General features: G+C 46.2%; 11 protein-coding genes, 1 tRNA gene, 3 rRNA genes and 3 pseudogenes. 8 read left to right on the top strand and 10 right to left on the bottom strand.

From position 1 onward, the window contains the following. Positions 1-158: 158 nt before the first annotated feature. The 3 pseudogenes from AC5YBX_RS13165 to AC5YBX_RS13175 all read left to right on the top strand — a co-directional run. A pseudogene (locus AC5YBX_RS13165) lies at positions 159-536 on the top strand (winged helix-turn-helix domain-containing protein); the annotation flags it as partial. Continuing rightward, positions 524-703 (top strand): annotated as a pseudogene (yacG, locus tag AC5YBX_RS13170) (DNA gyrase inhibitor YacG); the annotation flags it as partial. The pseudogenes AC5YBX_RS13165 and yacG, both read left to right, overlap by 13 nt. Further along, positions 666-969: pseudogene (locus tag AC5YBX_RS13175) on the top strand (NUDIX domain-containing protein). The pseudogenes yacG and AC5YBX_RS13175, both read left to right, overlap by 38 nt. Before the next feature lie 427 nt (positions 970-1,396). Here AC5YBX_RS13175 and rrf read toward each other — a convergent pair. The 3 genes from rrf to AC5YBX_RS13190 all read right to left on the bottom strand — a co-directional run bounded on the left by rrf (position 1,397) and on the right by AC5YBX_RS13190 (position 6,412). Beyond that, a 5S ribosomal RNA gene (gene rrf, locus AC5YBX_RS13180) occupies positions 1,397-1,512 on the bottom strand. A 104-nt stretch (positions 1,513-1,616) separates the two neighbouring features. After that, positions 1,617-4,510, bottom strand: a 23S ribosomal RNA gene (locus tag AC5YBX_RS13185). 355 nt (positions 4,511-4,865) lie between these two features. After that, positions 4,866-6,412, bottom strand: a 16S ribosomal RNA gene (locus AC5YBX_RS13190). Together the 16S, 23S and 5S rRNA genes form the textbook arrangement of a ribosomal RNA operon. Before the next feature lie 1,262 nt (positions 6,413-7,674). Here AC5YBX_RS13190 and AC5YBX_RS13195 point away from each other — a divergent pair. After that, positions 7,675-8,118: a DUF4124 domain-containing protein gene (locus AC5YBX_RS13195; protein ID WP_494521123.1), complete on the top strand. Its 444-nt coding sequence runs from the start codon at positions 7,675-7,677 to the stop codon at positions 8,116-8,118. A 68-nt stretch (positions 8,119-8,186) separates the two neighbouring features. On the opposite strand, the gene AC5YBX_RS13200 is transcribed toward AC5YBX_RS13195, so the two are convergent. The 4 genes from AC5YBX_RS13200 to rluD form a co-directional block, all read right to left on the bottom strand. After that, complete coding sequence (locus AC5YBX_RS13200) at positions 8,187-8,516, bottom strand: hypothetical protein (protein WP_494523809.1); 330 nt, start codon at positions 8,514-8,516, stop codon at positions 8,187-8,189. 365 nt (positions 8,517-8,881) lie between these two features. After that, positions 8,882-11,455, bottom strand: a complete 2,574-nt coding sequence (clpB, locus tag AC5YBX_RS13205) for an ATP-dependent chaperone ClpB (RefSeq protein WP_494521121.1) — start codon at positions 11,453-11,455, stop codon at positions 8,882-8,884. 112 nt (positions 11,456-11,567) lie between these two features. Further along, positions 11,568-12,287 carry a peptidoglycan editing factor PgeF gene (pgeF, locus tag AC5YBX_RS13210; RefSeq protein WP_494521120.1) on the bottom strand — a complete coding sequence of 240 codons (720 nt, stop codon included), beginning with the start codon at positions 12,285-12,287 and terminating at the stop codon, positions 11,568-11,570. Beyond that, complete coding sequence (gene rluD / locus AC5YBX_RS13215) at positions 12,287-13,258, bottom strand: 23S rRNA pseudouridine(1911/1915/1917) synthase RluD (RefSeq protein WP_494523810.1); 972 nt, start codon at positions 13,256-13,258, stop codon at positions 12,287-12,289. Before rluD ends, pgeF begins: the two co-directional genes overlap by 1 nt. Positions 13,259-13,380: 122 nt before the next feature. Between rluD and AC5YBX_RS13220 the strand changes: the two genes are divergently transcribed. The 3 genes from AC5YBX_RS13220 to AC5YBX_RS13230 all read left to right on the top strand — a co-directional run bounded on the left by AC5YBX_RS13220 (position 13,381) and on the right by AC5YBX_RS13230 (position 16,019). After that, complete coding sequence (locus AC5YBX_RS13220) at positions 13,381-14,139, top strand: outer membrane protein assembly factor BamD (protein WP_494521119.1); 759 nt, start codon at positions 13,381-13,383, stop codon at positions 14,137-14,139. Between the two features lie 198 nt (positions 14,140-14,337). Beyond that, a protein-coding gene (locus AC5YBX_RS13225) for an IS3 family transposase (protein ID WP_494523787.1) occupies positions 14,338-15,413 on the top strand; the annotation gives its coding sequence in 2 pieces (ribosomal slippage) (positions 14,338-14,590 and positions 14,590-15,413; 1,077 coding nt in all). Between the two features lie 530 nt (positions 15,414-15,943). Then, a tRNA-Phe gene (locus tag AC5YBX_RS13230) sits at positions 15,944-16,019 on the top strand. Positions 16,020-16,310: 291 nt separating this feature from the next. Here the strand turns inward: AC5YBX_RS13230 and AC5YBX_RS13235 are convergent. Both AC5YBX_RS13235 and AC5YBX_RS13240 read right to left on the bottom strand, forming a co-directional pair. Continuing rightward, complete coding sequence (locus AC5YBX_RS13235) at positions 16,311-18,173, bottom strand: methyl-accepting chemotaxis protein (RefSeq protein ID WP_494521118.1); 1,863 nt, start codon at positions 18,171-18,173, stop codon at positions 16,311-16,313. 359 nt (positions 18,174-18,532) lie between these two features. Next, a complete protein-coding gene (locus tag AC5YBX_RS13240) occupies positions 18,533-19,450 on the bottom strand; it encodes a LysR family transcriptional regulator (protein WP_494521117.1) in 918 nt (305 codons plus the stop codon). Positions 19,451-19,737: 287 nt separating this feature from the next. On the opposite strand from AC5YBX_RS13240, the gene AC5YBX_RS13245 reads away from it, so the two are divergent. Further along, positions 19,738-24,633, top strand: coding sequence for a S8 family serine peptidase (locus AC5YBX_RS13245; protein WP_494521116.1), 4,896 nt, complete (start codon positions 19,738-19,740; stop codon positions 24,631-24,633). 281 nt (positions 24,634-24,914) lie between these two features. Here the strand turns inward: AC5YBX_RS13245 and AC5YBX_RS13250 are convergent, their stop codons facing one another. After that, the gene (locus AC5YBX_RS13250) at positions 24,915-25,148 is read right to left on the bottom strand and encodes a cytochrome c3 family protein (RefSeq protein ID WP_494521115.1); all 234 of its coding nucleotides are present in this window, start codon (positions 25,146-25,148) and stop codon (positions 24,915-24,917) included. Positions 25,149-25,589 lie beyond the last annotated feature (441 nt).

Genomic DNA, 25,589 nt, shown 5'->3' on the forward strand with positions numbered 1-25,589 from the left:
GTGCATTTTTCAATGCAAAAAATAATATCAACAATGCGTTATTTTCAGTTTTGCGACTTTTCAAACCACACGTTACATGAGCCTTTTCTCCAAAGAATCGCTGAGTGTAATCAAAACCCTATAGTTGACGGCACAGAACGCCACAACAACTAGACATGGTCGAAGGTTTTGTAAAGGAAAGAAGTGCTTCTACTTATGGCGGACAACATTAAGCAAAAGACGTTGGTGAGTTTATACACACTCAATTTGGTGTTGAATATGAGGGCATAAATGTCTATAGACTGCTTCATCAATTAGCCTTTTCGTGGATAACAAGCCGCTCTAAACATCCTAAAAAAATGAAGAGGCTCAACGACTTTTTAAAAACCTTTCTCATGGAAACGATCCTTAACACCCCCTGGCCATTTACCGCTTATTCGGATCGATGTGTGTTCCAAGATGAGGCCAGATTTGACCAGCAAAACACGACGACTCGAGTTTGGGCACTAAAAGGCTCAAGACCAAGAGCAATTAAGCAACAACATGCAGCGAACGCTGCAAGCTAATCGATCTAGGCGACTGGGCATCAGAGAAACATGCCATTCCGGTTAAACCAGAATTCGATGCCGACTCCTTAGATGCACTCGGGTATGATGAAGCAGATCTTTTTCAAGGACAACTAACCAATGAAACGCGTACATGTCGCCGTAGGTGTTGTCATTAATGCCGCTAACCAAATACTGCTGGCCAAACGCCCAGAGCATCTACATCAGGGCGGAAAATGGGAGTTTCCCTGTGGTAAGGTTGAAAATAACGAAACCACCTCACAAGCACTAATCAGAGAGTTGCAGGGAGGGTTACAAAACCTTCTCAGGAGAGCCTCGCGGCCTTGAAGGCCAAGCAGTCACATGGGCAGAGTTCAATACATTAACAGAATATGACTTCCCCGCCGCTAATAGCCCTATCATAGAAAAACTTCTCTCTTTATAGTGCCATGTAGTCCAATATCTACAGATATTGGACTTTCTATGCCCTACGTGGATGTAGAGAATGCAGCAGCTATTCACTGCCTATCATATGAATTGCAGCATGCTTTGCATGCGCTACTTAACGCCCATGTTCGAGTGGTCATTTCAATAGCGATTAAACGAAAAAATCCCCAACACAAAGTGCTGGGGATTTATCGATTCTCTTACGAGAAGTATTAGGCGCCTGGAAATGGTCAGCTTGGAGCTAGCTCTCCGCGTTCAGCTCCAGCATCAAGCTACACTTGATAAGCGCAGACGCTTCACCCTACTCTACATGGGTTTGAGCCTCACTACGTTCGGACTATTTACTTCCCCATGTTCGAGTGGTTATCTCCAGGCTAAAACGAAAAAAGCCCGTTGCATTAGCAACGGGCTTTATCGTATTAGGCGCCTGGAAATGACCTACTCTCACATGGGGAGACCCCACACTACCATCGGCGCGATTGCGTTTCACTTCTGAGTTCGGGATGGGATCAGGTGGTACCACAATGCTATGGTTTCCAGACAAATTTGGAAATTTAGAAAGCTGTTTTAAATTTGAGTACACTAAATCAAGTGTCGGTATTCTTTCGCTAAGTATTCACTTAGTTAGAAACCCTTTTGGGTTGTATGGTTAAGCCTCACGGGTCATTAGTACAAGTTAGCTCAACGCCTCACAACGCTTACACACCTTGCCTATCAACGTAGTAGTCTCCTACGGCCCTTTAGAGGACTTAAAGTCCTAGGGATGACTCATCTTAGGGCTCGCTTCCCGCTTAGATGCTTTCAGCGGTTATCGATTCCGAACGTAGCTACCGGGCAATGCCATTGGCATGACAACCCGAACACCAGCGGTTCGTCCACTCCGGTCCTCTCGTACTAGGAGCAGCTCCCTTCAATCATCCAACGCCCACGGCAGATAGGGACCGAACTGTCTCACGACGTTCTGAACCCAGCTCGCGTACCACTTTAAATGGCGAACAGCCATACCCTTGGGACCGACTTCAGCCCCAGGATGTGATGAGCCGACATCGAGGTGCCAAACACCGCCGTCGATATGAACTCTTGGGCGGTATCAGCCTGTTATCCCCGGAGTACCTTTTATCCGTTGAGCGATGGCCCTTCCATTCAGAACCACCGGATCACTATGACCTGCTTTCGCACCTGCTCGACGTGTATGTCTCGCAGTTAAGCTGGCTTATGCCATTGCACTAACCGTACGATGTCCGACCGTACTTAGCCAACCTTCGTGCTCCTCCGTTACTCTTTGGGAGGAGACCGCCCCAGTCAAACTACCCACCAGGCACTGTCCTCAACCCCGATTCAGGGGCCAGAGTTAGAACATCAACACTACAAGGGTGGTATTTCAAGGTTGACTCCACAAGAACTGGCGTTCCTGCTTCAAAGTCTCCCACCTATCCTACACATGTAGGGTCAATGTTCAGTGCCAAGCTATAGTAAAGGTTCACGGGGTCTTTCCGTCTAGCCGCGGGTATACGGCATCTTCACCGCAATTTCAACTTCACTGAGTCTCGGCTGGAGACAGCGTGGCCATCATTACGCCATTCGTGCAGGTCGGAACTTACCCGACAAGGAATTTCGCTACCTTAGGACCGTTATAGTTACGGCCGCCGTTTACCGGGGCTTCGATCATGAGCTTCTCCGAAGATAACCCAATCAATTAACCTTCCGGCACCGGGCAGGCGTCACACCGTATACTTCCTCTTGCGAGTTTGCACAGTGCTGTGTTTTTGATAAACAGTTGCAGCCACCTGGTATCTGCGACTCCCGTCAGCTTAGAGAGCAAGTCTCATCACCAACAGGAGCGTACCTTCTCCCGAAGTTACGGTACCATTTTGCCTAGTTCCTTCAGCCGAGTTCTCTCAAGCGCCTTGGTATTCTCTACCCAACCACCTGTGTCGGTTTGGGGTACGATTCCTGCTAACCTGAAGCTTAGAAGATTTTCCTGGAAGCATGGCATCAACTACTTCAGTTCCGTAGAACCTCGTCGTCAACTCTCAGTGTATGTGCACCCGGATTTGCCTAAGTGCACCACCTACAGCCTTAAACGCGGACAACCAACGCCGCGCTAGCCTAGCCTTCTCCGTCTCTCCATCGCAGTTAGCAGAAGTACAGGAATATTAACCTGTTTCCCATCGACTACGCCTTTCGGCCTCGCCTTAGGGGTCGACTCACCCTGCCCTGATTAACATTGGACAGGAACCCTTGGTCTTTCGGCGAGGGGGTTTTTCACCCCCTTTATCGTTACTCATGTCAGCATTCGCACTTCTGATACCTCCAGCGTGGGTTACCCCTTCACCTTCAACGGCTTACAGAACGCTCCTCTACCGCACTAGCGCAAGCGCTAGTACCCATAGCTTCGGTGTATTGCTTAGCCCCGTTAAATCTTCCGCGCAGGCCGACTCGACTAGTGAGCTATTACGCTTTCTTTAAATGATGGCTGCTTCTAAGCCAACATCCTAGCTGTCTAAGCCTTCCCACATCGTTTCCCACTTAGCAATAACTTTGGGACCTTAGCTGATGGTCTGGGTTGTTTCCCTTTTCACGACGGACGTTAGCACCCGCCGTGTGTCTCCCGAGTAGTACTCATTGGTATTCGGAGTTTGCAAAGGGTTGGTAAGTCGGGATGACCCCCTAGCCTTAACAGTGCTCTACCCCCAATGGTATTCGCTCGAGGCGCTACCTAAATAGCTTTCGAGGAGAACCAGATATCTCCCGGTTTGATTGGCCTTTCACCCCCAGCCACAAGTCATCACCGCATTTTTCAACATACGTGTGTTCGGTCCTCCAGTTGATGTTACTCAACCTTCAACCTGCCCATGGCTAGATCACCGGGTTTCGGGTCTACACCTTGCAACTAAACGCGCAGTTAACACTCGGTTTCCCTACGGCTCCGCTATTCGCTTAACCTCGCTACAAAATGTAAGTCGCTGACCCATTATACAAAAGGTACGCAGTCACGGTCTCAAGAACCGCTCCCACTGCTTGTACGTATACGGTTTCAGGTTCTATTTCACTCCCCTCACAGGGGTTCTTTTCGCCTTTCCCTCACGGTACTGGTTCACTATCGGTCAGTCAGGAGTATTTAGCCTTGGAGGATGGTCCCCCCATGTTCAGACAAGATGTCACGTGTCCCGTCCTACTCGTTTTCACGTAAAGTTAGTTTTCATGTACGGGGCTATCACCCTGTGCCGCTGTGCTTTCCAACACATTCCACTAACACTCTCTACGCTTAAGGGCTAATCCCCGTTCGCTCGCCGCTACTAGGGGAATCTCGGTTGATTTCTTTTCCTCCGGGTACTTAGATGTTTCAGTTCCCCGGGTTCGCCTCACAACACTATGTATTCATGTTGTGATACATGCTTATGCATGTGGGTTTCCCCATTCGGACATCGTTAGCTCAAATGCTTGTTACTAGCTCGCCAACGCTTTTCGCAAGTTACTACGTCCTTCATCGCCTCTGACTGCCAAGGCATCCACCGTATACGCTTAGTCACTTAACCATACAACCCAAATGAGTTTCACAAGGAAACAAACTTTATCAAGCGGGTAAGCTTGATGTTGTATCGCAACTAATGGTGTTTACTTTCGCCAAAAGAATACTCATGAATCATCATCCTAACTAAAGGTAATGATTCGGCACTTGATTTAAGTGTTTGAGAACTCAATTTTAATTTTCGCGTCAATGCTACAAACCATAACAACCTACAAGTAAGTCATCACAGTCCCTTTCACATTAACACTATCAGCTTTCCAAATTTTTAAAGAACAAGCATCGCCGTTAAGACGTGCCACCTGCTCTAACAAGAACAAGTTATCTGTGTGAACACTCAGCAAATATTGAGTTAGTCGTATAGGTAAGGAGGTGATCCAGCCCCAGGTTCCCCTAGGGCTACCTTGTTACGACTTCACCCCAGTCATGAACCACACCGTGGTAAACGCCCTCCCCGAAAGGTTAAGCTATCTACTTCTGGTGCAGCCCACTCCCATGGTGTGACGGGCGGTGTGTACAAGGCCCGGGAACGTATTCACCGTGGCATTCTGATCCACGATTACTAGCGATTCCGACTTCATGGAGTCGAGTTGCAGACTCCAATCCGGACTACGACAAGCTTTGTGAGATTAGCTCCACCTCGCGGCTTTGCAACCCTCTGTACTTGCCATTGTAGCACGTGTGTAGCCCTACTCGTAAGGGCCATGATGACTTGACGTCGTCCCCACCTTCCTCCGGTTTATCACCGGCAGTCTCCCTAAAGTTCCCACCATTACGTGCTGGCAAATAAGGATAAGGGTTGCGCTCGTTGCGGGACTTAACCCAACATTTCACAACACGAGCTGACGACAGCCATGCAGCACCTGTCTCAGAGTTCCCGAAGGCACTAAGCTATCTCTAGCGAATTCTCTGGATGTCAAGAGTAGGTAAGGTTCTTCGCGTTGCATCGAATTAAACCACATGCTCCACCGCTTGTGCGGGCCCCCGTCAATTCATTTGAGTTTTAACCTTGCGGCCGTACTCCCCAGGCGGTCTACTTAATGCGTTAGCTTGGGAACCCAGTGTTCAAGACACCAAATTCCGAGTAGACATCGTTTACGGCGTGGACTACCAGGGTATCTAATCCTGTTTGCTCCCCACGCTTTCGTACCTGAGCGTCAGTCTTTGTCCAGGGGGCCGCCTTCGCCACCGGTATTCCTTCAGATCTCTACGCATTTCACCGCTACACCTGAAATTCTACCCCCCTCTACAAGACTCTAGTCTGCCAGTTCGAAATGCAATTCCCAGGTTGAGCCCGGGGCTTTCACATCTCGCTTAACAAACCGCCTGCGTACGCTTTACGCCCAGTAATTCCGATTAACGCTTGGACCCCTCGTATTACCGCGGCTGCTGGCACGAAGTTAGCCGGTCCTTCTTCTGCGAGTAACGTCACACCTAAACGCTATTAACGTTTAAGCTTTCCTCCTCGCTGAAAGTGCTTTACAACCCGAAGGCCTTCTTCACACACGCGGCATGGCTGCATCAGGCTTGCGCCCATTGTGCAATATTCCCCACTGCTGCCTCCCGTAGGAGTCTGGGCCGTGTCTCAGTCCCAGTGTGGCTGATCATCCTCTCAGAACAGCTAGGGATCGTCGCCTTGGTGAGCCATTACCTCACCAACTAGCTAATCCCACCTAGGTACATCCAATCGCAGAAGGCCCGAAGGTCCCCTCTTTTCCCCCGTAGGGCGTATGCGGTATTAGCAGTCGTTTCCAACTGTTATCCCCCTCGACTGGGCAGTTCCCTAGGCATTACTCACCCGTCCGCCGCTCGTCAGCAAAGAAAGCAAGCTTTCTTCCTGTTACCGCTCGACTTGCATGTGTTAGGCCTGCCGCCAGCGTTCAATCTGAGCCATGATCAAACTCTTCAATTAAAGTTTTGTTGAATCTTGCGATTCGGCTCAATGAATTCTGATTCCGTTTAAAAGACTCGGAAGAATCTTAAAAACGTTTGTACATATTGCTATGAACACTCATCGTTACATTGATTTAATTCTTTGATTGCCAACCCGAAGGTTAGGCAATTTCGATTAACTCAACACCTGTGAGTGTCCACACAGATTTCTTGTTTCATCTTGTTAAAGAGCGTTGCTAGCATGAGAGAATCAATCTTTCATTTAGCCGCCGTTGACGCTAGGTCGTTGGCTTAGGGATGCGTATTTTACACGTCCCGTTGTTGGCGTCAAGTGCTTATTTTAAGAAGCTTTCCAAACGATGATTTCTTAAACAGAAGCCATCAGTCGAAGCCCTTAAAAGTGCTTATCACCTGAGTTAATCTCCGAAGAGTTCAACTCGCTAACACCGCTGCAAGTCCCGTACTACCTAGGTAGTTGGCCTGCTGTGCCGTGTCAGTGGATGCGCATTATAGGCAGTTCTCGGATGGGCGCAAGGGCTTTTTGCGTATTAAATCACGCCCGCCCATTTTTTGAACAAAAACCGATGAAACCACTCTATAAATGCCACATCCCAACTCAAAATGCTCAATTATCATGCGATAAATAGTTCGTTATTTAACGAGGCATTGTTGAGCGGGAAAATAAGTCTGGCACAGATTGATTCATTTTGCAGAAAATATGTAAGAATTTGCCAAAGATTATTTAACGAGTCGATAGGTTAACGGGCACAGATGATCGGTGCGCCATAATTTATTATGCCTATCGTCTACATAACAAGCACTAAGAGCGATGATTGGGATATAAGTTTAACGTAATGCAGTTCTACAATGCGACTCCACATTAGTATGATTCGCCCACCGCCATCTTCATTAACATGCAAAAATAAGCCTAAGCCAAACGCCCTGTTAGCTTCCCCTCCCTCTTATTCGGCATCCCTTAGGGGCTTTTGCATACAGCACAGAAAAAGGGAAGTGGATTTGTTCTATTGAACATGGTCCTACTAAACACTTTAAGTACTGGTTCATTTCCAGTGAATAGGTTGCGTCAACGAAGCGGTCACATTTGCTGTTTAACGTAATGTTGTTTAAGTTTTGCATATCCTTGATGGCGGCGTTATCTTGACACGATAGCAGCTAATTTTGCCTCACGTTGATAATCTGCTTAACTAGCAGGTAGCGCATATTTCGTTAGGAATATAAAATCAGGTAGCCACACTCGCTAATCTTATTATGGACAGCAAGATGATTAAAAATCGGTATTATGCACTATTACTTACACTAGCCTTGAGCCCTGCGGTATTGGCGACAACCATTTATAAGTGGGTTGATGAGAATGGGGTGACTAATTACAGTCAACAGGTCCCGCCAGAAAAGTCATCGGAAACATTGTACAGCGAAGAGATAGAACAACAGAAAGTGGGATTTATTGCGCCAAAAGTGACTGCGGCAAGTGCGCCAACTAAAAGCTCGGAGCAAACTGCAACACAAGCAATAGTGCTACAAGATAAAGCACAAGCAAAAGCGATTTGTAGCAATGCTAAACATCGACTCAACCTACTCAATACCCACACCAGACTGACACAAAAAAATGAACAAACGGGTGATATGGAAAAAATGACCGAAGAGCAGAGGCAAGCAGCGATTTCAATACAACAAGAGAGAATCAGGCTATTTTGTGTCAAATAGCCTGATTCGCATAAGCAAGGCCTATCCTATAGCCCAAAACCGATTGTGAGTGTTGGTTAAGCATCAATCTATGATGATTTAACGCTATACATAGAGCGACTAATGCCATCCTCACAAGCGTTAACGCCCGAGCGCCAACCTTTATCAAATTCAGTTAATCCATCAAGAACGGGATCTTTCATTGATTCGACGTTCACATTATTAGTGGGGTCAACCTTCACGGCTACCGCGCTACGACAGCCTATATTGTAACCATAATGATATAAACTATCGTATTCGATATTACCGACACCTATATAGGTTGCACTTGTTAACGATTCGGGCGCGGTACTCGATGAGCTGCTACACCCAGTTAATGCAAGGGCTATTGCTGACAATATGGCTAGTTTGGCATTCATTCAGAACTCCTCCAATGCGATGACGTTCAACACGTAGTAACTGTAACTATAGCTGTGACAACACGATTAAACCTATTAACAACAAGTCGATATTGAAACTACAAGGCAAAACACTATTAGCAATAGTAGTTAATGTTTTTTATGATTACAAAGTCACTAGGTAAAGCCCCCCCTCAACTCAATCATTACCTGATGGGGTCATATTTCATATCATAGCTACCTTGTTAATGATGGCAAATTACTGGACGATTAACCCAATAAAAAAGCCCGAACTCAATATAATAAGTTCGGGCTTTTTGGTTGGAGAGGCTAACAAGTCAATTTAGCGATGGTACAGACTATTGGTTAACACCTCTTACGCATCGTTATTGAGTAAAGGTTAACTCACCACCGGCGCTGCCAATATGGATTGGCTTACCGGGGATTAACTCACCTCGTAATAGACGCTGCGCTAATGGGTTTTCAACCTCTTGCTGCAATGCACGTTTTAATGGGCGTGCACCATAAACAGGATCGAAACCAGCCTGAGCAATTAACGCCAATGCGTCATCACTTATCTCTAATTCAAAGTCCTTATCTGCAAGACGAGCGCGAAGATTATCGATTTGAATCTTAGCAATATGTGCAATGTGTTCTGACTCTAACGGATGGAACACGACACTCTCGTCAATACGGTTAAGGAACTCAGGCCTAAAGCTATGGGTCACGACATTCATGACTTCAGCTTTCATTTCGGCATAAGTCGCCACACCAAAACGCTCTTGAATAATGTCTGAACCTAAGTTCGATGTCATGATGACCACAGTATTACGGAAATCAACCGTACGACCTTGTCCATCGGTCAAACGACCATCATCAAGCACCTGTAACAGGATGTTGAATACATCAGGATGCGCTTTCTCAACCTCGTCGAGTAAGATAACCGAGTAAGGCTTACGTCTCACCGCTTCGGTTAAGTAGCCACCCTCTTCGTAACCCACATATCCTGGAGGCGCACCCACTAAACGTGATACTGAATGCTTCTCCATAAATTCCGACATGTCGATTCGCACCATCGCCGCTTCGGTATCAAACAAAAACTTCGCTAGCGATTTGCACAGCTCTGTCTTACCCACACCCGTTGGTCCAAGGAATAAGAATGAACCAATGGGTCGGTTAGGATCTGCAAGACCTGCGCGGCTACGACGGATAGCATTAGCAACGGCATTGACGGCTTCATTTTGACCAATTACCCGTTTATGCAACGCATCTTCCATCTGTAAGAGCTTCTCTTTCTCGCCTTCGAGCATCTTAGACACAGGAATACCTGTAGCCTTTGAGAGCACCTCAGCGATCTCGATATCGGTCACTTTGTTACGCAACAAGGTCATATCTTGCATTTCAGCTTGAGAAGCTAAATCAAGTTGCTTTTCAAGCTCAGGAATACGGCCATATTGTAGCTCTGACATCCGGGTTAAATCCCCCGCACGACGCGCCACTTCCATATCCATTCTAGCCTGTTCGAGTTCGGCTTTAATATGTTGAGTACCAGCCAAGGCTGCTTTCTCGGTATGCCAAATCTCAGTAAGCTCGGCAACTTTCTCTTCGACTTCTCGTAGCTCACTGCGCAGCGTACTTAGGCGACGTAAGCTCGCTTCATCGTTTTCTTTACTTAACGCTTGCTCTTCAAGCTTAAGCTGAATCGCCCGGCGCTCAAGTTTATCTAGCGGCTCAGGTTTTGAGTCTATCTGAATACGAATACTCGATGCCGCCTCATCAATTAAGTCGATCGCCTTATCCGGTAATTTACGATCCGAGATATAACGGTGAGACATGCTCGCCGCCGCCACAATCGCTGGATCGGTGATCTCAACATGATGATGCAACTCGTAACGCTCTTTGAGTCCACGTAAAATCGCGATAGTGTCTTCCACGCTAGGCTCATCGACCAACACTTTTTGGAAACGACGCTCAAGCGCGGCATCTTTTTCAATATATTGACGATACTCATCTAACGTTGTTGCACCGACGCAGTGTAAATCACCGCGGGCTAACGCAGGTTTTAACATGTTACCTGCATCCATGGCACCATCGCCTTTACCTGCGCCGACCATGGTGTGCAACTCATCGATAAACAGAATAACCTGGCCTTCTTCTTGTGCCAGCTCGTTAAGCACCGCTTTTAAGCGCTCTTCAAACTCACCACGATATTTAGCCCCCGCAATCAATGCGCCCATATCGAGCGACAATACCCGCTTATTTTTGATCCCTTCGGGCACTTCACCGTTAATGATACGTTGTGCCAAGCCTTCGACAATCGCCGTTTTACCCACACCAGGCTCACCAATCAAGACTGGGTTGTTTTTGCTACGACGCTGCAGCACTTGGATAGTACGACGGATCTCATCATCACGGCCAATAACAGGATCGAGCTTACCTTGCTCGGCGCGCTCAGTTAAATCTACAGTGAACTTTTTCAATGCCTGACGCTGATCTTCCGCATTAGGATCATCAATATTTTTACCAGAGCGAATTTGCAATATGGTTTGCTCCAACAACTCTTTGGTCGCACCAGACTTTTTAAGGCACTGTGCCAATGCATCACTGCCTTCGATGGCAGCCAACACAAAGAGTTCACTTGAAATAAATTTATCATTGCGCTTTTGCGCTAATTTATCGCATAGGTTTAACAAGCGAATTAACGCCTGCGATAACTGAATGTCTCCACCAGTACCTTCAACTTGAGGTAAACGCTCAAGCTCTTGGTTTAATGATGAGCGAAGTGTACTCACTGAGATCCCAGCTTGAGTCAGCAAAGGATGGATAGAGCCACTATCTTGATTAAGCAATGCCATCATTAAATGAATGGGTTCAATGAACTGATGGTCACGCCCCAACGCTAATGATTGAGCATCGGAGATGGCTATCTGAAATTTATTTGTCATACGATCAAGCCGCATACAACCTCCTAAACTAACGAATGAAGTCAACCTTCAGTATTTTGTTAATTTAAAGATGGGGGCATTTTTGCTTAATTCAAGTTTCAGCAGGCGTTAAAAGGCCAAAAAGCTGCTACTTTTCTAACCAAATTAAGGATGCCATTCGTCCGGTAACAGACTCGCGGCGATAGGAGAAATAACGTTGCTTCAAGGTATAAGTACAATCAGATAAGCAAAACAGGCGTGTAACACCCGCTTGCTCAATCCGATAGCGTGCGATCCCTTGTAGATCACCCATATACTTATGGCCATGAGGGCTAAAAAACAACGCTGTTTGCGGATGTTTAGCGATAAATTGCTGCCTGACGTCATCACCCACTTCAAAGGCTGTAGCACCAATACAGGGCCCTAGGTAAACCAATAGCTGATCGGCAGGCGCATCAAATTGCGCTATCGCAGCTTCAATAATGCCATCGCACAAGCCGCGCCAACCGGCATGAACAGCAGCCACTTGCGTAGCCTGTTTATCGCAAATAAGCACCGGAAGGCAATCTGCAGTCAGCACCACACAAACATGATTAGTACTTTGGCAAAAACTGCCGTCGGCAACTCGTTGTTGATCATTATCAAGATCGACCACTTTGACACCATGCACCTGCTCTAACCAAGCTGGCTCACATGGCAGTGCTAACGAGCTTCTAATAATAGCGCGATTTTGCATAACATCGGTGAACGAGTCACCCACGTGGGTACCGAGATTAAGACTATCGAAAGGCGGCTGGCTTACACCACCCTGTCTTTGGGTGAAGGCGAGCTTCACCCCTTTAGGTATAAGCCAGTCTGATGGTAGCATTAATAATCGGTCGGATGCGCTTTGGTATCTTCACGCAACGCTCGAGTCAATTGCACCATATCATCAGGCACTGGCGCCTGCCAGCTCATGATTTCACACGTGAATGGATGAGCTAGCTCAAGTCTGATCGCATGTAGCGCTTGGCGCTTAAAGCCCATGTAGATCTCGAAAAACTCAGGCGTCACCCCTTTAGGCGGACGCGGACGGCCAGCGTAAACCGGATCGCCCACTAATACGTGACCAATATGGGCCATATGCACGCGGATCTGATGCGTACGACCAGATTCAAGGCGCAATCTCAAGCGCGTATGGGCTCGAAACTTTTCTGCGACACGATAATGGGTAACCGCTGGCTTACCATTATGTACCACAGCCATATGAGTACGCTTAGTCGGATGACGATCGATAGGCTCATCCACAGTGCCACCCGAAATAAGGGTGCCCTGTACTATCGCTTCATATTCACGCACAATTTCACGTGCTTGCAATGCCACCACTAAATGAGTTTGCGCTTCCACCGTCTTAGCCACCACCATTAATCCTGTGGTGTCTTTATCGAGACGATGCACGATACCCGCTCTTGGCACCAACTCGATTTCAGGGCAATAGTGCAATAACGCATTTAGCAAGGTACCGTCACTGTTACCTGCACCTGGATGCACCACTAAGCCAGCAGGCTTATTGATAACCAAAATATGGTCATCTTCATAGACAATGTTTAAGTCAATGGCTTGTGCTTCAGCTTTCGTTTCTTCGTGCAACGTAGCTTGCACTTCAATTTCTTGGCCTTCGAGTACTTTTTCTCGTGGCTTAGTTTGCACTACACCGTCGACATAGACAGCGCCTGCCTGTATCCACTCTTTAATGCGTGTACGCGAATAATCAGGGAACATTTCGGCCAAAGTTTGATCCAATCTTTGACCAGTTTGTGTTGCTGTTATCTCGCTTTTTAGATTAATCTCTTGTGTCATAGGAACCGTACCCGCGTTTTGGGGTCCAAAATAATGTGCTATCTGTTACAATCGGATTGTTTCTATTTTATCCTGAAATGGAAAAATTCTTAACTACAACTTAAAAAGAATCGAATTCAAGTATGCATAATTTTGCCAAAGGCGCAGCTGTCGCCTTGTTATCACTGGCCCTCGCGGCTTGCAGTAGTAGTCCAGAAGATGATATCGAACTCACTAAATCATCCCCTGAAGTGCTTTATTCACAAGCTAGAACGTCAATGGAGTTAGGAAACTACAGTAAAGCTGTGCGCTCATTGGAAGCGTTGGACTCTCGTTATCCGTTCGGTCCACACAAAACTCAAGTACAGTTAGACCTGATTTACGCATACTACAAACTTAACGATCCTGCTTCAGGTATCGCTAATATCGATCGCTTTATTCGCTTAAACCCCACCCATAAAGATATAGATTATGTCTATTATATGCGTGGACTCGTCAATATGCAGTCAGATAATTACATGTTTCATGACATGTTGAATATTGACAGGACAGATAGAGACCCAAAAGCGGCACAAGATGCCTTTAAAGATTTTGACCGTTTGATAAAGTCGTATCCTAACAGCAAATACGCTGCAGATGCGCAAAAACGTATGCAATTTTTAAAAAATCGTCTAGCAAAGTACTCAATTACCGTCGCCGAATACTATATCAAGATGAACGCTTGGAGTGCTGCAGCGGTGAGAGCGCAAACGGTAATGGAATCATATCCGGGTACGCCTCATACCGAACGAGCCTTAGAGATCATGGCCACCGCGTATGAAGAGCTTGGACAAGAGCAACTTAAAAAGCATGTATTATTGGTGATGCAGAGCAATTTTCCCAGCAATCCATTAGTAAAATAACGCATTAATTGTAATACTTAGGCTGATATTAACGACTAACAGGTTAATGTCAGCCTTAATACCCAGACTTGACTCCCTCTATTTTCATTTTTATCCCCAAAGCTTGTGCACATCACGACAGCGCGACGGTAATCCCCCCGAAAAATAACAGCTGTTAAAAGTAGAGTTTTCTCGTAAGTTAAACGCAGGAGGTTCTATATGAAAAAGTCGCGGTACACGGATAGTCAAATTATGACGATTTTGAAGCAAGCTGAAGCTGGTACGCCCGCACCTGAGCTTTGCCGAGAGCACGGTATGAGCAGTGCAACGTTTTATAAATGGCGTGCTAAATATGGGGGAATGGATGCATCACTCATGGCTCGGATGAAAGAGCTAGAAGATGAAAATAGGCGACTCAAAAAAATGTACGCAGAAGAGCGTCTTAAAGCTGAAATCATTCAGGAAGCTATGGCAAAAAAGTGGTAAAGCCCTGTGAGCGAAGAGAACTCGCTCAGTTTGCGGTGGCTAACCACAACATCAGTATTAGTAAGGCCTGCTCGGCTTTCTTTATCAGTGAGACATGCTTTCGTTATCAAGCAAAATTATCGGCGGAAAATACACAGATTTCAAATTGGCTAATTAAGCTGACCGAAGATGAAAATGATTGGGGCTTCGGTCTGTGCTTCGATTATTTACGTAATGTAAAAGGCAAGCCATGGAATCATAAGCGAGTGTACCGAATTTACTGTGAGCTAGCGCTGAACCTGCGTATTCGTCCAAGACGTCGACTCAAACGAAATGCACCGGAACCACTAAAAGAGCCGATAAAGCCTAACCAAGTATGGTCTGTCGACTTTATGCATGACCAGTTATCAGATGGTCGAAATTACCGATTATTTAATGTCATAGATGATTATCGGCGTGAAGCTTTAGTGATTGAACCAGGATTTTCACTTCCTGCAGTAAGGGTTATTAGAGCGCTAGAGCAGGTATTTGAGTATCGAGCTAAGCCAACAGTTATTCGCTGTGACAACGGCCCTGAGTTTATCAGTACTGAGTTTACAACGTGGGCTAAATGCCAGAATATTCGAATTGAATATATTCAACCAGGTAATCCACAACAAAACGCTTATATCGAACGGCATAACAAAACAATTCGGTACAGTTGGCTCAGCAAGTACCTGTTCGAATCAATTAAAGAGGTGCAGGACTATGCAACTAAGTGGTTATGGTTTTACAATCATGAAAGACCACATAAAGCTAATAACGGCAGGCCACCACTGATGGCTGCCTAACTTCTATTTTTAATTGCAGTTAAAAATGGGAGGATTACCCGACCTCGCACAGCCTTGTCTGTGTCTCCACCAACTTACAACATAGCGTTGTGCCCGTGAACTTCACTCACTGGTACTATGGTCCCGACTGAGCACCTCGTTAAGTGCAGCCTCCTATTCAACATCTCCGCTTATCTTACGCGCCTGCTAAAACAATGTTGAATGACAATCTAAGTCGCAATACTAAGCCACTGAAATCACATCAATCCACTGAGACAACGTTGATTCTCTAACTTACATCTGCGACTAACCATACAAGCATTCACCTTGCTGTATACCGTACTCGTATTTAATAGGCCGAACACCTCTTCATCGTTTACCCCATAGGAGCATCCCGCAAAACATCACACTAACCTAAACACGGCTTTAAAATGATTATTGCTATAAAAAAGCACGTTTCGTGCAAAACTTATTCAAACGGAAGCTTTTGAAGCATATTTTTAATAAATGGGTTGACTCAAATCCCGAAAAGCTATTTAATGCACCCCGTCGCCCGAATAGCTCAGTCGGTAGAGCAGAGGATTGAAAATCCTCGTGTCCCTGGTTCGATTCCGGGTTCGGGCACCAAATTTAATTAGGTGCTGCGGCAACTAAACAAAAAAGCCTCGCAATGCGAGGCTTTTTTGTATCTGTAGATTTTAAAACTATCATTAATTGAGTGGTGAAAGAGTCGTGATGTAAACTTGTGGCGATTCACATCTCAGCCACCGCCTAAGCTACCTAAACCATCACTTAAACTATCTACACCACCAAACTATCTGCGCCCTCAACATTTAACTCATCCTTGTTAAGAGGATTAAAAACAACAGGGCCAAGGTGAAACACCCTGGCCCTGTTGTTTTGCTGCTAGGGTAAAAATTAAATCTTAAATAAGCTTACCGCCTGATGTAGCGCTTCAGTTCGCGCACGTACTTCATCAGAAGCATTGGCATTTTCTTGCGCAGCCGTTGCAGAGTCGGCTGCAATATCGCGAATGATCACCACGTTTTGATTCACCTCTGAGGCCACTGCGCTCTGCTCTTCGATAGCGGCCGCTATTTGTGTGCTCATATCCATAATATTGGTTACATCGGCATTAATTTGTTCTAGCAAAGCACCAGCGTTTGCCGCCTCTGCCGCACTTTCGCTGCCCTGCTTCTGGGTCGACTCCATTAACTCTACAATCGAGCGCGTGCGCGACTGTAAGGTTTCAATAATGCCAGAAATCTCCTCAGTCGACTCTTGGGTGCGCATAGCTAAACTTCTAACCTCATCAGCTACGACTGCAAAACCACGGCCTTGCTCACCGGCTCTAGCGGCCTCAATGGCTGCATTCAACGCCAGTAGGTTAGTTTGATCGGCAATACCTCTGATCACATCGAGCACACTGCCAATGGTTTCGCTGTCTTTTTCAAGATCAGCCACCACTTGCACCGAGCTATTAAGTTGCTCTGCCAATGCTTGAATTTTTTCGATTGTCTGCACCACACCCACTTGTCCCTGCTGCGCATTATTATGGGTATTACTGGCACGCTCTGCGGCCAACTCTGTATTATTGGCGATCTCATCAATGGTGGCGCCCATTTCGGTGATTGCGGTTGCAACCATATCGGTTTCATTCAGTTGGCGACTCACCCCTTCTGATGCACGAATGGAGTTTTCAGACAATTCTTTGCACGAACGATTAACCATATCGACAGAATCTAACACTTGCTTAATCAGCTGCTGCAGTGAATCGACCATGCTATTAAAATGAATACCTATCTGACTAATCTCATCATCTGCAGTGGTATCGCAGCGTAAGGTTAAATCTTTAGTTTCTTCGATTTTCGAAATTGCATCGCTGATCTTTTTAACGGGATCCATGATGCTGCGTATAATTGCTAAGGTGAAAGCGACTAAAATGATGGAGATCAAAATAAACACTACAAGGCCTATGGTAGTCGCCCTGGTCTCTGCACTATCAATCGCTGTCAGTGACTGTTTTTTTAACATCACTAAATCGTCTTCAGCCTTAGCAATACTCTCTCTTAAAAGCTCCATTTGGCCATCATTTTTGGTCAAACCCAGTTCTGTTTCAGTATCGACTAACATCTTAAAACTGGCTTGATAACCATCAATAAATCCAATGAGTTGTGACTGGACACGACTCTCTAACATAGAATCGCTGACCTGTTGTTTTAATTTATCTAGGTTAGTATTGAATTTATCAACGTAACTTACGTCTCGACGTAGCATAAAATCTTTTTCATTGCGCCTTAACTGCAACATGGTCACCATCATTTCGGCTTCATTATATTGCGTAACGACTGATTCCACTTCATGTACCGACCTGCGCAGCGCGCCATACAAGCCATCTTTGGGGTGTAAGCCTATCTTTTGCTGCAAGCTTACAATATCAATAAACACGCTCTCGTAACGCTCTACGCTTTGTTTGAAACCATCTAATGTTGCGGAAGGGATACCATAGTGGTCGAACGTCTCGTTGAGCGCAGCCATGGTGCTGTCGAGTTCGCTGGCATTGATTTTATGTTGGTCTAGATAGCTCAACTCTAGACGCACAAAAAAATCTTTCTCATCTTTACGTAAACTCAGTACTTCTTTTTCCAGTTCAATCACTCTCTGCGCAGCATGAGAAAGATCATCGAGCGTATCGCCTGAATAAAGCTGTAAACCAAACATCGCAATGACCGAACAAATAGATACAGCGGCACTAACAAGCAATTTGTGGCGAATGAGCATAGAGAAGAGATCCTTAGAGTAAATTAGCTGGGCTAATGTAAGCTTGATCGACTCTCAACACACTTGAATAAAAGACGATCACCCTTTAGCGATTATAGTTTATGTCGGCCGAGCCACGCTCTTTCTTAACACCAAGCCTATTAACCGCTGCAGATTTAGACAAATTACCCACAGGTAAGACCAGAAAATGGGAAAAACCCTCAAAATAGCTTGGGCATTGCCCCCATACTCATTTAACACTTCCTTAAGACATAAAGAGTAGATTGATAAAACAACTCAAAAGCGATGCCGCCTTGTAGCACAGCATTTCGCCCCATTATTGCCCTAGTCGCTAAGCCTACTGCAAGTCATCGCTACCATCACGATATTGATGACTCTGCGACACTTGAAAGCAATTGATGCACAAATCGACTCGTGACTGTGCAGTTTTGCTTTTTCAGCATCACAATACTAAAACACACATCCAAAGGGGGCATGTCTATGGGGCTCAAGGCGCACAGTGATGGCTTGGTTTGCCCCTCTATCACGCTAACTTGAGGCGCTAGCGCTACCATTTGAGAATGTTGTAGTGCAGCACTTATGGGTTGAAAGGTGTCATAACGAAGTAAGCCAGCAAAATCATCACGGTATGGCGAAAATAGATCAGCAAAAGACTCCATCACTCCAGTAGGCAAATTCCGCGGTATTGCCAAAGGATAATGACGTATGTCTGCTAAAGTCAGTTCAGGTTTCACTGCCAAAGGATGGTTTTTTCGTACACAAAATACCGCGTGGTAAGACGGTAAGTTAAATGTCTGCAGTAATGCATCATGGCCTAACGCCTCCCCTTTGATATCTGTGACCAATAACGACAACTTACCTTGAAGCAGTTGCTGTATATGCTGCTGCCATGTCGCGACCTTCAACTCTACATGCACATCGGGGTGCTGCTCAATAAAGCGCCCTATTGCTGGGCCAATAATGGTATTAGCTGGTACTGGGCTGGCGCCAATTAATAAGTGACCGCTACTTTTACCAAGTAAACAATGCAGCTCTTTACGTAAAGTATCGACACTGTCCAAGATAGTATCGCTATGACTTAACACTAATTCGCCCGATGCCGTCAGTGTCATCGATTGATGACCGCGATTGAGTAGCTCGGTGCCGAGCAAACTCTCCAGTCTTTGTATGCTTCTGGTCAATGATGGCTGAGCGAGATTAAGCCGTTTGGCAGCCTTTTGATAATTTTGCTCCTTAGCAAGGACGCTAAAATTTCGTAAATGTCTGAACTCAATCACGCCACTCTCACTCGCAACCAGATAACAAAAACACAACATACAGTTACAACAAAAGATCAACAACCAAGTTGCTGTGACACTTTGTATCACCTTTAGTAATGCCCAACCAAAATGCAAAGAGTCAAACTACTGATAAAAAAGATTAAAAACCAAAACAGGTGAGCCCCATGGCTTTTAGCTATACCTTCATACGCATAACGCATTGGCGTCTCAACAATATAAACCGTAACAATCGAGCGGCGATGATTAACAATGTCGCAACAATAAAAATAAACAAGGAATGAAGCATGAAACTTAAGAAGATCAGCATTATGACGCTAGCCGCGTTATATGCGACAGGATTAGGGGCGCTTGTTGCTGACCCCTTGTCCCCAGAACTGCGCCAAGCCAATAATTTGGTCGGTGTCAAAATTACGCCCGAACTGCTGGAAAAGTACAACAACAAATCTTCCCATTCAGCAGCAAGCAAAGCCACCCCCCCCGGACAAATCGGTCTCAATGTTCATCGCGCAGCAAAAGGCAGTAATCATCAAGCGCCTTTTGTGTGGGAAGACGAGATTCAAGGTCAGCATACCTATATCATTCAGTTAATGGATGCGCCAATCGCGCTATATCAAGGCGAGCGTCCAGATTATGCTGCGACCTCTCCACGCAGCCAGCAATCCAATATGCGCAGTAGTGGCCGTGGCACTTTAGATGTCAAAAGCCCTGCGGCTAAGAGCTACAAGAAGTTCTTAACACAAGCGCAAGATCGCGCGGTGAACCAAATTAGGATGGTCGCCCCCGATGTTCAAATTAAACAGCGCTTTAATGTTGCCTTAAACGGTATGACTCTAACTCTCACACAGCAGCAAGCCGCCGATGTGGCGAAAATGGCTGGTGTCAAGGCGGTCACACGCGCTAAAGAGTACAAACTATTTACCGACGCAGGACCAAAGCACATTGGTGCAGACATGGTTTGGCAAGGCTCAAGCGCCCCCGATGGGGTTGAGCTACGTGGTGAAGGGATTATTGCCGGTATTATCGATACCGGAATTAACTCGGACCACCCCTCATTTGCCGCCGTTGCAGGTGACGGATATAAGCACACCAACCCATTGGGCGAAGGGAATTACATAGGTGATTGTCTCGAATACCCTATGATGTGTAACAGCAAACTGATAGGGGTTCGCTCGTACGAAGTCATTACAGATAGCTATAAAGACCCAGTTTATCAACCGGATGTTCCACGTTGGGATGTCGATTATAAGCGCCCACCTAACGGCGAAGATTATAGCGGTCACGGCTCACATACTGCTAGTACGGTTGCGGGTAACCTACTGTATAATGTGAACTTCCCACTTAATGGCATGACAGAATCTTCTGATGGTGTACCAACGCCATTAGTGTTCCCTGAAATATCGGGTGTTGCACCACGTGCCAACATTATCGCTTATCAAGCCTGTTATGCCGGAGATGGCTCTTACAGTGAAACCTATGGTGGTTGCCCTGGAGATGCACTTGTGGCCGCGATAGAAGATGCCATTATCGACGGCGTTGATGTCATTAACTTCTCCATTGGTGGTTTAGAGAGTTTACCTTGGTATGATGCCATCGAGATGGCATTTCTGGCCGCGCGTGAATCAGGCATTTCTGTCGCAGCTTCTGCAGGTAACTGGGGCCAATACGGCCCATCTTATATAGACCATGTATCACCTTGGTTAACCTCGGTTGCTGCTAGCACCCATGGCCGTAAAATCGACCAAATCCCTGGTAGGCTTACCGATTTTGTTGGTGCAAACGCACCAGAAGATATCACCGGTGCCGGCATTACGGGTGAGTTCAGCGGTACTCTGGTAGATGCAGCCCATTATGGCGATGCACTCTGTCTAACCCCGTTCCCAGCCAATACCTTTAACAGCAATGAGATTGTCTTGTGTAAACGTGGCGATATCGCCCGTGTCGACAAAGGCGTCAATGTTGCTGCAGGCGGTGCAGGTGCTGTCATACTCTACAATGCGATTAATTGGGACGATGGTACCGGCGGTAATAGCTTGAACTTAAATACGTTCCCCATTCCAGGGTTACATGTTGACTACAATGCGGGTAGAAAACTCACCGAATGGGTTGCCAACACACAGGATGCACAAGCCAGTATTTATCCATCTGAGATTGTGACCACCGAACGTGAAGCCGATGTGTTAGCCAGCTTCTCATCACGCGGTCCTAGCCTGAGCAATCCTAATGTGATGGTGCCCAACGTATCTGCGCCTGGGGTGGATATTTTTGCCGCTTACGCCGATGAAATGCCCTTTAGCATGTACCCAGCGCCAAGTGATTACGTGGCAATCAGTGGTACCTCTATGTCTGGCCCACACGTGGCGGGTGCATTAGCGCTACTGACTCAAGCCTATCCACAATGGACTCCGGCGATGATCCAATCAGCCTTGATGACCACGGCTCTGCCAGGAAAGTCATATGGTAGAAGTTATCCACCCGAGCTCAAAGAAGCCACCTTCTATGAGATGGGTAGTGGTGTCATTAACGTAGCTCGCGCAATGAAAGCGGGCTTAGTCATGGATGAAACGGCTGATAACTACCGCGCAGCCAATCCAGAAGAAGGCGGTGATGTTACCGCGCTGAACGTGCCTTACTTAGTGAATGCTGAATGTAAAAGCAGCTGTACCTGGATGCGTACCTTTACCGCGACAACCGATGGTGAATGGGATATCAGCGCAACTGGACTCGAAGCCGAAGGTGCGCCTTTCCTTGAGTTAGGTGTCTATCCAAACAGTTTTAGCCTCAAGGCTGGCCAGTCGCAAAGCATTATGGTTACCGCCAAAGTGCTGGATGTGTCATCGGTTAATGCGAACTCTTCGTCTAACGAGGTGTTTGGTAAGGTTGAAATCACCCCTAAAGATAGCAACCTATCAAAACAGTACCTGCCTGTAATGGCTCGTTATAGCGGCTCCAGCCTGCCAGAAATGGTATCGGGCATGATCCACCGTGACACGGGTACCGTGCTGACGCCTGAGTTGATGACCAAAGAGATTAGTGAGCTCAATGTAAAAGTCCATGGCTTAACCGCTGGGCAAATGACTGAACATAAGCTTAGTGCATCAAAACTCCCTGATTACACTCAGCCTGAAACGCTAAAGAGCAATCCAGGTATTGATATCCAATTCTTCGATGTACCAGAAGGCACGAGTCGTATCGTCTGGGAAATAACGGCTGAAGATAAATCTGCTGTGAGCAAGGTTGATATCGGTATTGATCTCAATGAAAATGGACTAGTTGACTGGTATGACGAAGCAATTTGTTTCTCATCGACCGACATCCTCGACTACTGCAACATCAATAATCCCGTACCGGGTCGTTACTGGGCTCTGGTTAGCAACAATAAGAGCCTCTATGGCGATGCTAAAGATACCCAAGACAGTATCACGACTAGCTTAGCGGTTATTCCCAATGAAAGTAATCAACAGTTAGACGTCACAGGACCACAAAGCACCAATGGGCTTGACCCTTACCAACTGCAGATGCATTGGACATTGCCTGGCGCAGAAAAAGGCGATCGTTTCTATGGCGTAATTGAAGTGGGTAGCAGCGCTGACAATGTCGGTAACATTGGTAAGATGGCTGTCCATTTGGTTCACGGCGGTGACGATGTTGCTATTGTGACCAGTCAAGAACAAGCTAAAGAAGGCGATGTTGTCGATGTCACCGTGACACTGGCCCCCAACACCCTTGGGCTAGAGCGAGATGTGAACATGCATCTTACGCTACCAGAAGGCTTGCAACTGTTGGCTGACACTGTCACAGCAATTAGCAACAACCAAAGTCTGCAAGATTCAATCAATATTGAAGGACAGCAGATCAGCTTAAGCACAGTTCAGATGGCGAGTAACGCTCAAAAACGTCAATATCACTACACCACCAGTGCTGTAGATGAGAGCTGTCGAGTCCCCATCGGCTCAAACCCATACTACTTAGATCTACTTAGCGAAGCGGGTATCACCGCAGAGCCAGCGATCCAAGGTCGTTCAAATGACACCGTGATCTTACCATTAAACATCTTTGGTATTGACCGTATCCCACTGTATAACAATAACCCTGATTATATGGAGCCAGATACGCTCGCCATTTCACCCGGTGGCTTTATTCAACTTGATAGCATGCCGCTGTTCTGGCCTGCGCACTATCCTGTTGCTGCAGATTTCTTCCCTGACACGATTATTGCCCCACTATGGCGCGGCGACGGTTTTATTCTATCTGAATACAACATGGACACCGACAGCCTAGATGGTGTGAGTATGGCAAGCACGGTAAGCGGTGATTACCTGATTGTCGAATGGGATAATATGCGCCAAGAGTTTGCATGGGGGGTTAACTTCGAGCCAGACTACGACGCACGTTATAGCTTCGAAGTGATTGCCTCGAGTAAAATAGACTTCACCCCTGGCAAGCATGAATTTGTGTTCGCTTATGACAAAATTCAAGGCGCTAAATCACACTTAGGGTCAATTGGTCTGCATGGCTACTATGGCCCACGGGGCACCTATGGCCCAAGTTATGGTTATAGTGGTGATGGCTTTGCCTTTGACGATCTTGACTCAAAGATTGAAGAAGGACTTGTGGTCTGTGCTAACTATGCTGGCCCAGAGCAATCTGAAATTAAAGTGTCGTTTTCAGCTAGAGTCAGTGCCACAGCAGTTGGTCAAGCACTTAACCTAGCGGTAGACAGTGACTACACCGGCAGCGATAGCATCACAACTACCACAGTCATTAACGTGCCATCGAATCTGTCTATTGGCGCGCTTAATGATATGTCTGTCGATGAAAATGACAGCATAAGCTTTGAGGTGCTAATACAAGATAAAGAAAATACCGCTAATGGCATTAAAGTCAGTGGCGAGCACGTTAGTGCCGTTATCGAAGGTAACTTGGTGACCTTAACACCAGAGCAAGATTGGCATGGCGAAACCACCGTTACGGTTACAGCCCATGACATCACCTTCCCTAACGATGCAGTACACACCAGCTTTACACTCGTGGTTATGTCTGACGGCGTAGAACCGACGCCACCAGCACCAGAGCCTGAAGCGCCAGCACCAGAAACTCCCGATGATGATGGTGGCAGCTTAGGTTTCTTGGCCGTTGGCTTATTAGCATTGGCAGCTGGACGTCGTAGAAAGTTTCACTAACACTGAAGCTTTAACAGAGTCGCTTAATACCTGGGCCTAAAACTGAATCATTCAGTCGAAGGCTCAATCTTAAGTTGACGCTAACAAGGTAATGCCAACAAAGGGTCCTCAACGAGGGCCCTTTTTTTAGTACTCCCCACCTAAGTGAGCTGTAACAACGATTCGGAATTTTGGTATTTGAGATAAGATTATTGGATGGCACCTTGGTGTGAAACATGCCATAAAAAAAGCCACCTTATAAATAAGATGGCTTTTATTACAACAATTTGGCTAGCCGATAATTACTTTTCTAAACCGTGGCAATCAGCGCACTCAGTAATCGTTAATTCAGGGGTATGCATTTCCATGTCGATCGCGTGAGCATCATTGATGCCATGACAATCACTACATGTAGCCAACGTTGCTTCGGCTTCTTGGTGTACCGTCAAATCGACTTTCTCATGGCATTCAGTGCAATCGAGTGCTGCAGCTGAACCAGCAAAGAGTAAGGCGGCAACAATAGCGAGATATTTCATAGTGGCTCCTAGAGTCAGCGGCTATGGCCAAACTGACAAAATAGTGAAATAAAGGTGACGCTCAATTTAGCTTTTACAGCGAACCTCAATTTTCGCTAAGGCTAAACACCTACTAAAAAAGCAAATTGCTGCGAACCGATAAACCTAGACTTACCGATCAGTATTAACTGAAACTTAAAAGTAACAACAATTGGCGTAAAATGCTAATAGCATCAAACGTTAAAGCTCAACTTTGTGATGACTGTCAATATGATTAACACAAGGTTAATCAGCCTAAGCACATCTAAATTCAGGTTAATTGTAGGCGAGTTCTAGATGAATCTACTGGCCTAGCGCATTTATCCACCATAAAGCCTAGCGATAGCAATAAGTACAGTGCAGTAAATGGATAATGAACTGATTAAGCAGCATTTATACTATCAAGTACCGCTTACAATAAAC

It is taken from the genome of Shewanella sp. 492 (assembly GCF_059338445.1).

Excerpts from the sequence above, each read along its gene's own strand:
- AC5YBX_RS13195 (WP_494521123.1), top strand. The coding sequence starts at position 7,675 with ATGATTAAAAATCGGTATTATGCACTATTACTTACACTAGCCTTGAGC.
- AC5YBX_RS13200 (WP_494523809.1), bottom strand. The coding sequence starts at position 8,516 with ATGAATGCCAAACTAGCCATATTGTCAGCAATAGCCCTTGCATTAACT.
- clpB (WP_494521121.1), bottom strand. The coding sequence starts at position 11,455 with ATGCGGCTTGATCGTATGACAAATAAATTTCAGATAGCCATCTCCGAT.
- pgeF (WP_494521120.1), bottom strand. The coding sequence starts at position 12,287 with ATGCTACCATCAGACTGGCTTATACCTAAAGGGGTGAAGCTCGCCTTC.
- rluD (WP_494523810.1), bottom strand. The coding sequence starts at position 13,258 with ATGACACAAGAGATTAATCTAAAAAGCGAGATAACAGCAACACAAACT.
- AC5YBX_RS13220 (WP_494521119.1), top strand. The coding sequence starts at position 13,381 with ATGCATAATTTTGCCAAAGGCGCAGCTGTCGCCTTGTTATCACTGGCC.
- AC5YBX_RS13235 (WP_494521118.1), bottom strand. The coding sequence starts at position 18,173 with ATGCTCATTCGCCACAAATTGCTTGTTAGTGCCGCTGTATCTATTTGT.
- AC5YBX_RS13245 (WP_494521116.1), top strand. The coding sequence starts at position 19,738 with ATGAAACTTAAGAAGATCAGCATTATGACGCTAGCCGCGTTATATGCG.
- AC5YBX_RS13250 (WP_494521115.1), bottom strand. The coding sequence starts at position 25,148 with ATGAAATATCTCGCTATTGTTGCCGCCTTACTCTTTGCTGGTTCAGCT.